The organism is Streptomyces sp. CC0208 (assembly GCF_003443735.1).
Taxonomy (GTDB): Bacteria; Actinomycetota; Actinomycetes; order Streptomycetales; family Streptomycetaceae; genus Streptomyces; species Streptomyces sviceus.
In genome coordinates, this window is record NZ_CP031969.1 from 4,666,768 (window position 1) to 4,681,681 (window position 14,914).

The window sequence follows — 14,914 nt, forward strand, 5'->3', positions numbered from 1 at the left end:
GCACCGCCCTCCAGCTCGCTGGGGGAGGCGGTCCGGCGCGGCTACGCGGCGAAGAACGCCGCCGCACTGGCCAAGCCGCCACGGATGGAAGAGGACGAATCTGAGGTTGAGCCCTACTCCGTGGAAGAGGTGCAGTGCCTGTTATTCGAAGCCAACAAGCGTCGGAACAGTGACCGCTGGATGCTCGCCCTCGCGCTCGGACTGCGACAGGGCGAGACGCTGGGGCTGCGCTGGTCTGACGTCGACCTGGACAACGAGTACCTGAAGCTGCGCCGAAACCGGCTGCGCCCCCGGTACGAGCACGGATGCCCGGAAGCCTCGCCATGCGGCCGGAAGGCGGGGTATTGCCCGGCCCAGGTGCAGGTGCGACGTGAGACCAAGAACACCAAGTCGCGCGCCGGCCGCCGCGCCGTGCCCCTGCCCGGCCCGCTGGTCGCCATGCTCCGTGCACACCGCGAGACGCAAGCGCGCGAGCGCAAGGCGGCCGGCGACCTGTGGACCGAGTCGGACTATGTGTTCACCAAGCCGCTCGGTGGCCCGCTGAGCCCGAACACGGACTATCACGACTGGAAGTGTCTGCTGGAAGACGCGGGGGTCCGGAACGCGCGGCTGCACGATGCCCGGCACACGGCCGCCACCGTGCTGATGCTGCTCGGTGTCCCGGACCGCGTCATTGGTCAGATCATGGGGTGGGAGCCGGGCACGTCCGCGAGCATGCGGGCCCGGTACCTCCACGTGCCGGACGCCATGCTCAAGGACGTGGCTCGGAAGATCGCCGAAGCCATCTGGGGAACCCCGGAAACACCCGCTGTGGACAAAAACCAGGACAACGAGGTCTGAGGGCAACGACGAAGGGCCCCACCTCGCGGTGGGGCCCTTCGACATCGTGCCCGGTGAGGCACTGGCGGAGGATACGAGATTCGAACTCGTGAGGGGTTGCCCCCAACACGCTTTCCAAGCGTGCGCCCTAGGCCTCTAGGCGAATCCTCCGCGGCAAACAATACAAGACGTTGAGGAGTGCTCGCGAACTCGTTCCCACCCCCTGCCATCGGGTACTGTTTGGGCAGCCCCTCACGCGGCGCTATCTGACTGAACTCCCCCAGGGCCGGAAGGCAGCAAGGGTAGGTTGGCTCTGGCGGGTGCGTGGGGGGCGTTCGCGTTCCCGGGCCGGGGGCCCGCGCGGGGTCGGGTTGTCAGTGGGCGCCTATAACCTCGTATGCGTGTCGTCTCTCGCGTTGTACCGCCGCTACCGCCCGGAGTCCTTCGCCGAGGTCATCGGGCAGGAGCATGTCACCGACCCGCTGCAGCAGGCGCTGCGGAACAACCGGGTCAATCACGCGTACCTGTTCAGCGGTCCGCGCGGATGCGGCAAGACGACCAGCGCACGCATCCTCGCCAGGTGCCTGAACTGCGAGCAGGGGCCCACGCCGACCCCGTGCGGCACCTGCCAGTCCTGCCAGGACCTGGCCAGGAACGGCCCGGGGTCCATCGACGTCATCGAGATCGACGCAGCCTCCCACGGTGGTGTGGACGACGCCCGTGAGCTGCGGGAGAAGGCCTTCTTCGGCCCGGCGAGCAGCCGTTACAAGATCTACATCATCGACGAGGCCCACATGGTCACGTCGGCCGGATTCAACGCGCTGCTGAAGGTCGTCGAGGAGCCTCCGGAGCACCTCAAGTTCATCTTCGCCACCACCGAGCCCGAGAAGGTCATCGGGACGATCCGGTCGCGGACCCATCACTACCCCTTCCGGCTCGTACCCCCCGGCACCCTGCGGGAGTACCTCGGCGAGGTGTGCGGCAAGGAGAACATCCCCGTCGAGGAGGGCGTCCTCCCCCTCGTCGTGCGGGCCGGCCAGGGCTCCGTGCGTGACTCCATGTCCGTCATGGACCAGCTGCTCGCCGGAGCGCGGGAGGAGGGTGTGACGTATGCCATGGCCACCTCCCTCCTCGGTTACACCGACGGCTCCCTGCTCGACTCCGTCGTCGAGGCCTTCGCCACCGGTGACGGCGCCGCCGCCTTCGAGGTCGTCGACCGTGTCATCGAGGGCGGCAACGACCCGCGCCGTTTCGTCACCGACCTGCTGGAGCGGCTGCGGGACCTGGTCATCCTCGCCGCCGTTCCCGACGCCGCCGAGAAGGGGCTCATCGACGCCCCCGCCGACGTCATCGAGCGCATGCAGGCCCAGGCCGGCACCTTCGGCCCCGCCGAACTCAGCCGGGCCGCCGACCTCGTCAACCAAGGCCTGACGGAGATGCGCGGCGCCAACTCGCCCCGTCTCCAGCTGGAACTCATCTGCGCGCGCGTGCTGCTCCCTGCGGCCTACGGGGACGAGCGCTCGGTCATGGCCCGCCTCGACCGCATCGAGCGGGGCGTTGACTTCTCGGCCGGGGGTGGCGCCCCCGCGATGGGGTACGTGCCGGGGCCACAGGCGCACGGAGGAGCCGCTCCGGGCCCCTTCGCGGCCGCCGTCCCGTCATCAGGTGCCGTCCCGCCATCGGCCGCCGTCCCGCCATCGAGTGCCGTACAGCCTCAGCCACAGCCACAGCCACAGCCACAGCCACAGGCTCCGGTTCCGCCCGGTGGCGGTCCGGCCGCGGCTCGGGCGGCGGTCCGGGCCGCAGGAGCAGCGGGCACGCCTGGCGGCTCAGGGCCCGGCAGCGGCATCCCCGGCACCGGCATCCCCGGCACCGGCATCCCGGGCGGGAGCCTTCCCGGCGGCGGCACGCAGGGTGGCGGCATCCCCGGTGGAGCAGATGGATCGGGCGGCTTCCCCGGTGGAGCGGGCGGCCCCGGCGGCTTCCCCGGCGCTACGGCCGACTCGGCGCCCCCCGCCGTACCGACAGCCCCCGCCCCCGGGCCCGCCCCTGCTCCCGGCCCCGACGGCCCGTCCTCTCCCGCGGTCCAGGCACCCGGCGCTCCGGCCGGCCCACCACCCAGCCAATCTCCGGCCTCAGCGTCCGCCCCGGCCCCCGGCGCCTGGCCCGCCGCCGCTCCCGCCGGTGGCGGCCGGCGTCCCGGTGGGTGGCCCACCCCGTCCCCGGCCGGCGGCGGCCAGCCTCAGGCGCCCGCGGCGCACCGACCCGCGGCCGCCCCGGCACCGGCCCAGCCCGCTCCCGCGGCGTTCTCGGCCTCCGCACCCGGTCCGGCCGCCTACGCGCCACCGGCCGGTGGCCTCGACCCCCGTCAGCTCTGGCCCAACATCCTGGAAGCGGTCAAGAACCGCCGCCGCTTCACCTGGATCCTGCTCAGCCAGAACGCCCACGTGGCCGGCTTCGACGGCACCACCCTCCAGCTCGGCTTCGTCAACGCCGGAGCCCGCGACAACTTCGCGAGCAGCGGCAGCGAGGAGGTGCTGCGCCAGGCGCTCTCCGAGCAGTTCAGCGTGCAGTGGAAGATCGAGGCCGTCGTCGACCCCTCGGGCGGCGGCGCGGCACCCCCGGCCTCCGGTGGCTTCACCGGCGGTGGCAGCGGCAGCGCCGGCGGTGGCTACGGGGGAGGGGGTAACGCCGGCGGCGGTTACGGCACCGGGAACACGGCAGGCTACGGCGCCCCGGCCCCCCAGACCCCGCCGTCCGCCCAGTCGCCCTCCGCCCCGGCGTCCCGGCCCACGTCGACGGTCGCCCCCGCACCGGCCCCCGCCCCACAGCGGTCCGCGCCGGAACCACCGCCCGTCTCCATCGAGGACGACATCCCCGAGGACGACGACCCCGACCTCAACGAGTCGGCCCTCTCGGGTCGCGAACTGATCGTGCGGGAGCTCGGGGCGACCGTGGTGGAGGAGATCACGAACGAGTAGGGGGCCGGTGGAGGAGCGGGCAAGGCCCCTCGGCTTGGAGGAACCTACGGCTCCTCGGCCTCCACCCCTTAGGAAGCCCGCACAAAAACCCCGTTAGGCTGACCCTCGTGAAGGTCCTCGTCATCGGTAACGGCGCCCGCGAACACGCCCTGTGCCGCTCCCTGTCCCTCGACCCCGACGTCAGCGCACTGCACTGCGCACCCGGCAACGCCGGCATCGCCGAGGTCGCCGAGCTGCACCCGGTCGACGCCCTCGACGGCGAGGCGGTGGCCGCGCTCGCCGAGCGACTCGGCGTCGACCTGGTCGTCGTGGGCCCGGAGGCCCCGCTCGTCGCGGGAGTCGCCGACGCCGTGCGCGAGGTGGGCATCCCGGTCTTCGGCCCGTCCGGGGAGGCCGCGCAGCTCGAGGGCTCCAAGGCCTTCGCCAAGGAGGTCATGGCCGCGGCCGAAGTGCCGACCGCCCGCTCCTACGTCTGCACGACCCCCGAGGAGGTCGCCGAGGCCCTCGACGCCTTCGGCGCCCCGTACGTCGTCAAGGACGACGGTCTCGCCGCGGGCAAGGGCGTCGTCGTGACCAGCGACATCGAGGCCGCGACGGCCCACGCGAACGCCTGCGAGCGGGTCGTCATCGAGGAGTTCCTCGACGGCCCCGAGGTCTCCCTCTTCGCCATCACCGACGGCGACACCGTCCTCCCGCTGCAGCCCGCCCAGGACTTCAAGCGCGCCCTCGACGGCGACGAGGGCCCGAACACCGGCGGCATGGGCGCGTACTCCCCGCTGCCCTGGGCCGACCCGAAGCTGGTGGACGAGGTCATGCAGACGGTTCTGCAGCCGACGGTCGACGAGATGCGCCGCCGCGGCACCCCCTTCTCCGGTCTGCTGTACGCCGGTCTCGCGATCACCTCCCGGGGTGTGCGGGTCATCGAGTTCAACGCCCGCTTCGGCGACCCCGAGACCCAGGTCGTCCTGAACCGCCTCAAGACCCCGCTGGCCGGTGTCCTGCTCGCCGCCGCGAGCGGCAACCTCGCGGACCTGCCGCCCCTGCGCTGGAGCGAGGACGCCGCGGTCACCGTGGTCGTCGCCTCGCACAACTACCCCGCCACCCCGCGCACCGGTGACCCGATCACCGGCCTCGACGAGGTGGCCGAGCAGGACGCTCCGCACGCGTACGTCCTGCACGCCGGCACCAGGCGGGACGGTGACGCCGTCGTCAGCGCCGGCGGGCGCGTCCTGTCGGTCACCGCGTCCGGCAAGGACCTCACCGAGGCCCGCGAGCGCGCGTACCGAGCCGTGGGCCGTATCCGGCTCGACGGTTCCCAGCACCGGACGGACATCGCGGCGAAGGTGGCGTCCGGGGCCTGAGAAGCCCGAGAACCGGGGCGAGATCCCCGCCCCCCGAACAACCCGGCAGGCCCCGGATCCGTCTAAGGATTCGGGGCCTGATCGTTGCTGTACGTCATCCACCTTTCCCCAAAGCCATTCCATCGAGTGACCGGGGCCGCATACGGCTGACGGGGACCCGGGCCCCAACTAGGGTGCCGCGCAAGCAGTCCGGCACTTGGCCCACCGGCATTGCGGTGTCAGTGGTGGGTGCCACAGTGGGGGAGTGAGCAACGCCAGGACAGCTGGGCATGCAGGACGGCAGCGAGGGGGTGAGGTCCGGTCATGACCGGTATCGGTGTGGAGGTGGGCGCGCAGGCCGCGCGCTCCCGGGCCCTCGCCGTGCTGCGGATCCGCAGCCGTGCGCTGGCCGTGGCGCTGCTGCCCGCGGCCGTGGCCGTGGTGCTGCTCGCCGGAGGGTCCACCGATCATCTCGTGGGCGGGTTCTGGGACACCGCCCGGTTGGTCATGAGCGTTCTCGGGGCCGTGGTGCTGCTGGCTGCCGGGGCCGTCGCCCTGGTCGTCGCCCGCGCCCGCCCGGCCGTCAGTCCGACCGTCGCGATCGCCGAGGAGTCCGCGCCCGACCTGTACCGCATGGTGCGCGACCTCGCCGACCGCCTGGACGTCCCCGCCCCCTCCGCCATAGCGCTCACCCCTGACTGCGACAGCTGGCTGGAGGACCGCACCCACCCCGCCCACGGGCCGCCCCCGCAGACAGGCCGGGAGGACGAGATCGCGGGCGTCCGCGGCTCCCACCGCGGTGTCCCGGCCGCGCCGGTGCTGGTCATCGGCTCGCCGTTCCTGTGGTGGATGCGCGTCGGCGAACTGCGCGCGGTCCTCGCCCCGGTCGTCGCCGGTACGGGCCCCTCGGCCCACCCCGACATAGCCGCGGCCCGCCGTTTCGTACGGGGTCTGGACGCGGCGGTCGCCGTCGGCTCCGTTCCCGGCCGCTGCCCGCTCACCCGTGTGCTGTGCGCGGGCGTCGCCTGGGTGGCCCGCCTCCTTCTGCGCGGCTGCCGGGAGCACGCGACCCAGATGGAGCGCGGGGTCGCCGCCGCGGCCGCCGAGCGTGCACAGGCTGTGGACTACGGCCTCAGGATCGTGGCCCAGGAGCAGGTGGGCCTGGCGTACGCGGGCTGGGACCGGCTGTTGACCCGGGTCGCGCTCCCCGCCTGGCGGATGGGGCGCTGGCCCTCCCGTCTGGACGCGGGTGTGGTGGCCGCCCTCACCGAACTGTCCCGCCGTGACCGCCTGGCCGAGGGCTTCGCCTCCCGGCTGGGCGAGCGCCCCGCCTGCGACCTGCTCGAAGAGCCCGGCGCGATCGACGAGGCCGCCTCTCTGCTCGCCGCCCGCCTCTTCCACGGCGGGCCCGCGGAGACCGGCCCGGACTGGTCCCCGGTGGACTGGCAGGAGTACCCGGAAGAGGTCGTGGACCGTAAGTGGCGCCTGGACGCGGCCCGCCTCCACCGCGTCCTCGACGCCCAGGGCGTGCGCCGCCCCCCGGAAACCACCCCACCGGAATCCGACGCCCCGACCCTCTCCCGAGTCCTGACCCACCTGTCCACACCCCCGCCGACGGGCCCCACACCAGAGTCTTCGGCCGCCGACGGTTCAGCCGACCCGATGTCACCGTCCTCGACGTCACAGTCCTCGACGGTCGACCCCGAGCCCGCACCCGAGGCCCCCAGCCCCCAGGGCTCGCCCACCCCCCAGGGCTCGCCCACCCCCCATGGCTCACCCACCCCCCAGGGCCCACCCGCCCCCACCGCCGACGAATCTCACCCCGAAGCCACACCGGGCACCACAGGCCCCGAAGCCGAAACCCTCGCCGCAGCGCTCAGCGCCGAGCTCGCTCGGGAGGAAGCCGCCGCCCCCCACTCCCGTACCGCCCCCGACATCGCCCCCTGGGACGACACCGCCCTGCCCCTCTTCCCGCTGCAGCCCCCTCGCAGCGCCCGGGAGCTTCTCACCGACCACGTCACCGCGATGGTCTGCTGTGCCGCGATCGACACCGCCGGCGCCACCCCCGGCCTGGACTGGCTGGACGGCCCTTCCCTCCTCATCAACGGCGAGCGCGCCGCGGACCTCGCCCCCCGCGTCCTGAGCCTCGTGGAGGACGGCGACCCGGTCCCTCTGCGTGCCTGGCTGGTCAAGTCGGGGATACGCCCCGAGAAGCCGGTCCGCCTCGTCTGACAAGACGGAATGCCCTCTTCCACTTTCGGCCAATCCGCGACGAATAGTGACAGTCCGCGCGCGGAATGTGATGTGCTGGGGGCCGATCGCGCACATGGCAAGGGCACGCGCCATAGGACAGGCGCACGACACGTGCACGACACGCGGCGAGACCACCCGCGCGCACAGGCACCGCGCAGGACGAACGACGGGGGCACTGGGGAGGGGAGCGACCATGGGGCCAGGACCGGAGCAGATCCGCCGCTGGGAGTCGGGAGCACTCGCGCACGCCGTGACGGACCCCTTCGGCCAGGGCCCCGTCCCCTGGCTGCGCGGCAGCGAGACGTACTTCGGCGACACCGGTCAGGTGGTCCCCTGGTACGTCGAGACGGACCCCGCCCACACCCCGAAGGAGGGCGCCCCGCGCGTCCGCGTCCCCTCCCCCCGCAGCTCCGGCGGCGGCCCCCGCTCCGCCGACGACGTCCGCCGCCAGATCAAGGGCTTCACCTCGACCGGCGCGGTGGCCCCCGGCGAGGCAGTCGACTTCCACATCACCGTCGACCCGCCGCAGGAGTTCGGCGTCGACATCTACCGCATCGGCCACTACAGCGGCGACGGCGCGGCGAAGGTCACCACCAGCCCCCGCCTCTCCGGCATCGTCCAGCCCCCGCCGCTGACCGCGGACCGCACGGTCTCCTGCCACCACTGGTGGCTGTCCTGGCGACTCCAGATCCCCTCGTACTGGAGCATCGGGGCGTATGTCGCCGTCCTCACCACCGCCGACGGCTACCGCTCCCACATTCCCTTCACGGTCCGCGACGACCACCCCGCGGACCTGCTGCTCCTGCTGCCCGACGTGACCTGGCAGGCGTACAACCTCTACCCGGAGGACGGCCGCACCGGCGCCAGCCTCTACCACGCCTGGGACGAAGCGGGCCGGCTCCTCGGCGAGTCCGACGCCGCGACCACGGTCTCCTTCGACCGGCCGTACGCTGGCGCGGGCCTGCCGATGCACGTGGGCCACGCCTACGACTTCATCCGCTTCGCCGAGCGCTACGGCTACGACCTCGCCTACGCCGACGCCCGCGACCTGCACGGCGGCCGGCTCGACCTCACCCGGTACCGGGGCCTGGTCTTCCCCGGCCACGACGAGTACTGGTCGACGGCCATGCGCCGCACGGTCGAGCGCGCCCGGGACAGCGGCACCTCCCTGGTCTTCCTGTCCGCCAACACCATGTACTGGCAGGTCGAGTTGGCCCCCTCGCCGTCCGGCGTCCCCGACCGCCTGCTCACCTGCCGAAAACGCAGGGGGCCGGGAAAACCGGCGCTCTGGCGCGAGGTCGACCGCCCCGAGCAGCAGGTGGTCGGCATCCAGTACGCGGGAAGGGTGCCCGAGCCGCATCCCCTGATCGTCCGCAACGCCGAGCACTGGCTGTGGGACGCGACCGGCGCGCACGAGGGCGACGAGATCGCCGGCCTGGTCGCGGGCGAGGCCGACCGCTACTTCCCGCGCACCCCGCTCCCCGAGCACGACGACCGCATCCTGCTCGCCCACTCGCCGTACGCCGACAGCGAGGGCGCGCTGCGCCACCAGGAGACCTCCCTGTACCGCGCCCCCTCCGGCGCCCTGGTCTTCGCCGCCGGCACCTTCGCCTGGTCCCCGGCGCTGGACCGCCCGGGCCATGTCGACCCCCGTGTCCAGCGCGCCACCGCCAATCTCCTGGACCGCATCTGCAAGCGTGACTGAGCCCACGCAAGTCACCGGCAAAGCACCCGCAGCACACCCCAAGTCCAAGGTCAGCCCGGTATACGGGACAATCGACCCGTTGGACATAGCCACGGGGAGGAACCGTGTCCGGATTCGTAGAAAAGCCCGAGCCGCTCCAGGTTCCGGGCCTGGTGCACCTGCACACCGGCAAGGTGCGCGAGCTGTACCAGAACGAGGCGGGCGACCTCGTGATGATCGCCAGTGACCGTATCTCCGCCTTCGACTGGGTGCTGCCGACCGAGATCCCCGACAAGGGCCGCGTCCTCACCCAGCTGTCACTGTGGTGGTTCGACCAGATCGCCGACCTGCTGCCGAACCACGTCCTGAGCACGGACGTGCCGGAAGGCGCCCCCGCCGACTGGGCGGGCCGCACCCTGGTCTGCAAGTCGCTCCGGATGGTCCCGGTGGAAGCCGTCGCCCGCGGTTACCTCACCGGCTCCGGGCTGCTGGAGTACAACGAGTCCCGCACGGTCTGCGGCCTCGCTCTCCCGGAGGGCCTGGTGGACGGCAGCGAGCTGCCCGCCCCGATCTTCACCCCGGCCACCAAGGCAGCCGTCGGCGAGCACGACGAGAACGTCTCCTACGAGGAGGTCGCCCGCCAGGTCGGCGCCGACACCGCGGCCCAGCTGCGCCAGGCGACCCTCGCCGTCTACTCGCGGGGCCGGGACATCGCCCGGGACCGCGGGATCATCCTCGCGGACACCAAGTTCGAGTTCGGCTTCGACGGGGAGACCCTCGTCATCGCGGACGAGGTCCTCACCCCGGACTCCTCCCGCTTCTGGCCGGCCGAGCAGTGGGAGCCGGGGCACGCGCAGCCGTCGTACGACAAGCAGTTCGTGCGCGACTGGCTGACCTCGGCGGAGTCCGGCTGGGACAGGAAGAGCGAGCAGCCTCCGCCGCCGCTGCCGCAGGAGGTCGTGGACCGCACCCGCGCCAAGTACATCGAGGCGTACGAGCGCCTGACGGGCACGAGCTGGTCGTAACGCGAAAGGCCCCCGGTGAGAACCGGGGGCCTTTGCCGAAACGGAGCGAACGACGAGGTTCGAACTCGCGACCTCAACCTTGGCAAGGTTGCGCTCTACCAACTGAGCTACGTTCGCATGCGCCGTGGCGCGAGAACCACTATACCCAACCTCGCTCCCGTGCGAGCCGCACCGCCGCGTGACGGTTCTCGGCCCCGAGCTTGGAGACGGCCGACGACAGATAGTTCCGTACGGTCCCCTGGGACAGCGCGGCCCGTTCGGCGATCTCGGCGACGGGTGCCCCGTCGGCGGCGAGTTCCAGGACCTCGGCCTCCCGCACGGTCAGCGGGGAGTCCCCGGCGGAGATCGCGTCGGCGGCCAACTCGGGGTCCACGTAACGGTTTCCCGCGTGCACCGTGCGGATGATCTCCGCGAGCCGCTGCGCGCTCACGGTCTTCGGGACGAACCCCCGCACGCCGGCCTCCAGGGCCCGTCTGAGATGCCCAGGGCGCCCATGACTGGTGACGATCAGCACCTTGCACGAGGGCAGCTCGGTCCGCAGGGATGTGGCGACCTTCACACCGTCCGCGCCGGGCATCTGGAGATCCAGTACGGCGACGTCCGGTCCGTGCGCCCGGGCCATCGCCAGCGCCTCGGGGCCGGTGGCCGCCTCCGCGACGACCGCCAGGTCGTCCTCCAGGGAGAGCAGCGCGGCGAGCGCGCCCCGGATCAGATGCTCGTCATCGGCGAGCAGCAAGCGCACGGTCACGCGACCACCTCCGGCGACCCGACACATACGGTCACGACCCCGCGCCCCTTCATGAAACCCCCTCCGCTGCCACCAGCGGCACCTCCGCCACCAGCCGGAACACACCGTCCCGCGCGGGCCCCGCCTCCAGCGTTCCGGCCACCGCCGCGAGCCGCTCCCGCAGCCCGGCGAGCCCGGACCCGCCGGCACCGCCCGACGACCTCAGCATCCCGTCGTTCTCCACGGTCAGCACCACCCGCTCCTCCTCAATCGACACGGCCACCGTGCACCGCTTGGCGTCCCCGTGCCGCAGTACGTTCGTGGTGGCCTCCCGGACCACCCAGCCGAGCGCCGACTGCACCTCGGCGGGCAGCCCGCCCGGCTCGCCGGTGACCTCGCAGTCGATGCCGGCGGCGGTCAACACCCCTCGCGCTCCCGTGAGTTCGATCCCGAGATCGGCCTCCCGGTAGCCCCGTACGACATCCCGCACCTCGCGCTGTGTCTCCTGGGCGATCCGCTGCACCTCGGTCATCTGGTCCACGGCCTCGTCGCGTCCCCGACGGGCCAGCTGCACGGCCAGTTCGCTCTTCAGCGCGATCACGGCAAGGTTCCGCCCCATGACGTCGTGCAGGTCCCGCCCGAACCGCAGCCGTTCCTCGGCTACGGCGAGCCGGGAGCGGGTCTCGCGGGCCTCGTCGAGTTCGTAGACGGTGTTCAGGAGCCAGACGGACAAGACGGAGGTGAAGGCGAGGAATCCGGCGGCGACCAGCACCACCATGCCGGTGACCAGGGACTCCGGGACGGCGTATCCGAGGGGGAAGCCGCCGAGTGCGGCGCCCGCGGCGAAGCCGCCCACGAGCGCCAACACGCGCCGTCGCCTGCGGACGCCGAGCGCGCCGATACCGGCCGCGAAGGTCAGCACGCCCACGAAGACCGCGCTCACCGCCGTGCCGAGACCGTCGTCGTGCGGAGCCCGCTCGCCGATGCCGATCACCGCGACGGCGATGGCGAGAGTGACCGCGCCGAGCGCCCACAGCGTCCGCACCGGCTGTTCGCGCCGCCCTCGCGTCCAGTCGAGCGCCCGCGACGCGGTCACCGCACACATCACGGCATGCACGCACACCAGCAGCACCAGCCAGAGCGCGAGCGGTCCCGTCACCTGCCCGAAGACCGGCAGGCCGATCGAGACGACGTAGATCAGCGCGAAGAAGTGGAACGACCAGCGTGTGTACGTCTCCACCTTCGCCGGAGTGCTCTTCCGCCGCCACCAGCCCCCTGCCTCGCGCATGCTCTCCCCGTACGTCAGCGCCTCGGCTCCCACCGGAACCACCGGCCTACAGCAAACACGGCCGGCACGGTCCAGGCCACCGCGGTCGCCAGGGCGCCCAGTGCCTCGTACAGGGAGAGCGTGCCCGTCCAGCCGCCGCGGACCAGGGTGATCACGGGGGACAGGGGCAGCAGTTCGCACACCGACGCGAGCCGGTCGGGCAGCAGTTCCAGGGGCACGGTGACGCCCGAGAGGGCCATCGAGAGCAGCACGAACGGCAGTGAGGTGACCTGCGCGCTCTCCACGGTCCGGGTCACGGCCGCCGTCAGGGCCGCGAGCGCCGCGCACATCACCAGGCCCAACAGCAGCCCGAGGACGGCGAGATAGGGCGCGTGCGGGGCCGGAAGGTCGAGCAGCGCCGTGCTCCCGGCGATCAGCACCAGGGACTGCACGAGCCCGGTCGCGCCGATCGGCAGCGCGGTCCCGCAGAGGATTTCGACGTCCCCCAGTTCCCCGGTGCGTAGCCGCTTCAGTACCAGCTCCTCGCGCCGGGCGGTGAAGACCGCGACGAGAGCGCTGTACACACCGAACAGCAGGGCGAAGCCGATCGCGGCCGGCAGCAGCACTGTGCCGATGCTCAGCCCGGCCTTCTCGACGTCCATGTCGTCCACGACGGACCGCAGGCTGAACGGCAGCGCGAGCGGTACCAGTACGGCCGTGAGGAGCGTGGCCTTGCTCCGCCCGAGCAGCGTGAACTCGGCCCGGGCGAGCGCGCCCAGCCGCCCGGCGGGAGTGGTGAGTGTGCTCATGCCGCGACCTCCTCGCGCGCCGCGATCCCGAGGAACGCCTCCTCCAGCGAGGCGGACCGCACATCGAGCCGCCGCAGTTCCACCCCGGCCCGCTCGGCCCAGGTCAGCAGCCCGGTGGCCGACCGCTGCAACGCGTGCGTCCGCAGCCGTACGACCCTCCCGTCGACCTCGTGCCCGCACACCCCGAGCTCTCCGAGCGGCGGCAGATCCCCCACGAAGTACCCCTCCGGCAGCTCGAACGAGATCCGAGAGGGCTGGGCGGCGGTCACCTCGGCCGGTGTCCCGGTGGCCGCGATCCGCCCCTCGTGGAGGATCGCCAGCCGGCCGGCGAGACCCTCGGCCTCCTCCAGGTAATGGGTGGTGAGCAGCACGGTCGTCCCGCGGTCGCGCAGAGCCCGCACCAACTCCCAGGTGTCCCGGCGCCCTTCGGCGTCGAGGCCGGTCGTCGGCTCGTCGAGGAACAGCACCTCGGGGTCGCCGAGCAGCGCGAGCGCCAGGTCCAGGCGCCGCCGCTCGCCCCCGGACAACTGCTTGACCCGTACGCCGGCCCGCCGGGCGAGCCCGACGAGTTCCAGCACCTCCAGCGGCGGCCGGGCCCCGCTGACGCAGCCGGCCCACATCCGCGCGGTTTCGTCGACGGTCAGCTCGGAGGGGAAGCCGCCCTCCTGGAGCATGACCCCGGTCCGCGGGCGGACGGCGGCCCGCTCGGTGTACGGATCGTGTCCGAGGACGCGGATCCGCCCGTCGGTCGGCCGGGCGAGCCCCTCGAGGAGTTCGACGGTGGAGGTCTTGCCGGCGCCGTTGGTGCCGAGCAGGGCGAATACCTCTCCGCGGGCCACGGAGAAGCTGATCCCCCGCACCGCCTCGAACCCGCCCCCGTACACACGCCGTAGGCCGGTGACCTCAATCACGTGTTCGTGTTCGTCGGTGTTCATGAAACCAGCGTCCCGGCGGACCGGAGGCGACAGCAGTGCGCGCTGTCACCACTCCGTATGACAAATGTCAGACGACCGCTCGGCCACCGGGCGGGAGCCATGGACATGAAAAAGCCCCCCGGCAGAAACCGGAGGGCCTGATTCAGAGCGGACGACGAGGCTCGAACTCGCGACCTCAACCTTGGCAAGGTTGCGCTCTACCAACTGAGCTACGTCCGCATTGCATCCGACCGGCTCTCACCGATCGGCGCGGGCACCAGCCTACCTGATCCACAACTGTGGCAGGACCGGCGGTGCAGAGCGGGTGACAGGAATTGCACACTGCGCCTTCCCCCTGGAAGGGGGATGTTCTACTACTGAACTACACCCGCTTGTACTCCGTGAGCTGGGCCTTTTCGGCCTCGCCCCTCGGCGTGCTCCAGACTCTAGCTGACCAGGTGGGGTGCAACGCAAGTCGGTTGCCCCGAGGGGCGGGTGACCCGGCGTCGACAGGCCCTCAGCGGGCCTCGGCGAACGCCTCGTAGACCTTCTTGGGGATCCGTCCGCGGGCGGGGACGTCCATCTTGTTGGCCTGGGCCCAGGCCCGGACCGCCGCCGGGTCGGGAGCGACCTCGGTCTGCTTGTACGCCTTGCCCGACCTGGACCGCTTGCGGCCGGCCTCCACGTACGGCTCGAGCGCCTTACGCAGTTTCTTGGCATTGGCTTGATTCAGGTCGATCTCGTACGACTTGCCGTCGAGTCCGAAGGCGATCGTTTCCGCCGCTTCCGAGCCGTCGATGTCGTCAAAGAGAGTGACCACGACCTTCTGCGCCACGAATATCGGTCCCTTCGTACGGCACGCTGTCAATTCATTTGTACAGTGCCCGACAATGCATTGTGAAGCTCGACTAAATCCTTCCGCGTGTCCGAGCGCAATAGGTATCGGGTGTCGATCTGAGATCTTTCCAGGAAATTTTCGCGAACAGCCGCGCCCGCCCTGCGTCGTGATGGCCGTCACGTAGATTCCTACAACTCAACGCGCGTAGAAATTTTGTGCGGGTAGTCTGAAGGAACCTGCTCAGCACCACACCACCG

General features: G+C 71.8%; 10 protein-coding genes, 4 tRNA genes, 1 other RNA gene and 1 pseudogene. 7 read left to right on the top strand and 9 right to left on the bottom strand.

Features of this window, described 5'->3' with window-relative positions; translation table 11 throughout:
- Nucleotides 1-12: 12 nt before the first annotated feature.
- Nucleotides 13-840: pseudogene (locus D1369_RS21385) on the top strand (site-specific integrase); the annotation flags it as partial.
- Between the two features lie 62 nt (nucleotides 841-902).
- Here D1369_RS21385 and D1369_RS21390 read toward each other — a convergent pair.
- Nucleotides 903-990: transfer RNA gene (locus tag D1369_RS21390), tRNA-Ser, on the bottom strand.
- A 72-nt stretch (nucleotides 991-1,062) separates the two neighbouring features.
- Between D1369_RS21390 and ffs the strand changes: the two genes are divergently transcribed.
- The 6 genes from ffs (at nucleotide 1,063) to D1369_RS21420 (ending at nucleotide 10,102) form a co-directional block, all read left to right on the top strand.
- Nucleotides 1,063-1,161, top strand: an RNA gene (ffs, locus tag D1369_RS21395) — signal recognition particle sRNA small type.
- 59 nt (nucleotides 1,162-1,220) lie between these two features.
- Nucleotides 1,221-3,800, top strand: coding sequence for a DNA polymerase III subunit gamma and tau (locus D1369_RS21400; protein WP_118082573.1), 2,580 nt, complete (start codon nucleotides 1,221-1,223; stop codon nucleotides 3,798-3,800).
- A 107-nt stretch (nucleotides 3,801-3,907) separates the two neighbouring features.
- On the top strand, nucleotides 3,908-5,161 hold the full coding sequence (gene purD / locus D1369_RS21405; protein ID WP_007383097.1) for a phosphoribosylamine--glycine ligase: 1,254 nt from the start codon (nucleotides 3,908-3,910) through the stop codon (nucleotides 5,159-5,161).
- Nucleotides 5,162-5,464: 303 nt separating this feature from the next.
- The gene (locus D1369_RS21410; RefSeq protein WP_118082574.1) at nucleotides 5,465-7,372 is read left to right on the top strand and encodes a hypothetical protein; all 1,908 of its coding nucleotides are present in this window, start codon (nucleotides 5,465-5,467) and stop codon (nucleotides 7,370-7,372) included.
- Nucleotides 7,373-7,586: 214 nt separating this feature from the next.
- Nucleotides 7,587-9,098 (top strand): N,N-dimethylformamidase beta subunit family domain-containing protein, encoded by a 1,512-nt coding sequence (locus tag D1369_RS21415; protein WP_007383095.1) that lies wholly within the window; start codon nucleotides 7,587-7,589, stop codon nucleotides 9,096-9,098.
- 104 nt (nucleotides 9,099-9,202) lie between these two features.
- Entirely contained in the window at nucleotides 9,203-10,102 is a 900-nt protein-coding gene (locus D1369_RS21420) for a phosphoribosylaminoimidazolesuccinocarboxamide synthase (protein WP_007383094.1), read from the top strand.
- Between the two features lie 44 nt (nucleotides 10,103-10,146).
- Here the strand turns inward: D1369_RS21420 and D1369_RS21425 are convergent.
- The 8 genes from D1369_RS21425 to D1369_RS21460 form a co-directional block, all read right to left on the bottom strand.
- Nucleotides 10,147-10,219 (bottom strand) — tRNA-Gly (locus D1369_RS21425).
- 22 nt (nucleotides 10,220-10,241) lie between these two features.
- A complete protein-coding gene (locus D1369_RS21430) occupies nucleotides 10,242-10,850 on the bottom strand; it encodes a response regulator transcription factor (protein ID WP_007383093.1) in 609 nt (202 codons plus the stop codon).
- A 49-nt stretch (nucleotides 10,851-10,899) separates the two neighbouring features.
- Complete coding sequence (locus D1369_RS21435) at nucleotides 10,900-12,117, bottom strand: histidine kinase (protein ID WP_037903431.1); 1,218 nt, start codon at nucleotides 12,115-12,117, stop codon at nucleotides 10,900-10,902.
- Between the two features lie 14 nt (nucleotides 12,118-12,131).
- The gene (locus D1369_RS21440; protein ID WP_007383091.1) at nucleotides 12,132-12,905 is read right to left on the bottom strand and encodes an ABC transporter permease; all 774 of its coding nucleotides are present in this window, start codon (nucleotides 12,903-12,905) and stop codon (nucleotides 12,132-12,134) included.
- On the bottom strand, nucleotides 12,902-13,840 hold the full coding sequence (locus tag D1369_RS21445) for an ABC transporter ATP-binding protein (RefSeq protein ID WP_037900687.1): 939 nt from the start codon (nucleotides 13,838-13,840) through the stop codon (nucleotides 12,902-12,904). Before D1369_RS21445 ends, D1369_RS21440 begins: the two co-directional genes overlap by 4 nt.
- Before the next feature lie 146 nt (nucleotides 13,841-13,986).
- A tRNA-Gly gene (locus D1369_RS21450) sits at nucleotides 13,987-14,059 on the bottom strand.
- Nucleotides 14,060-14,139: 80 nt separating this feature from the next.
- Nucleotides 14,140-14,211, bottom strand: a tRNA-Gly gene (locus tag D1369_RS21455).
- Between the two features lie 125 nt (nucleotides 14,212-14,336).
- Nucleotides 14,337-14,654 (bottom strand): Lsr2 family protein, encoded by a 318-nt coding sequence (locus D1369_RS21460; protein WP_007383089.1) that lies wholly within the window; start codon nucleotides 14,652-14,654, stop codon nucleotides 14,337-14,339.
- Nucleotides 14,655-14,914 lie beyond the last annotated feature (260 nt).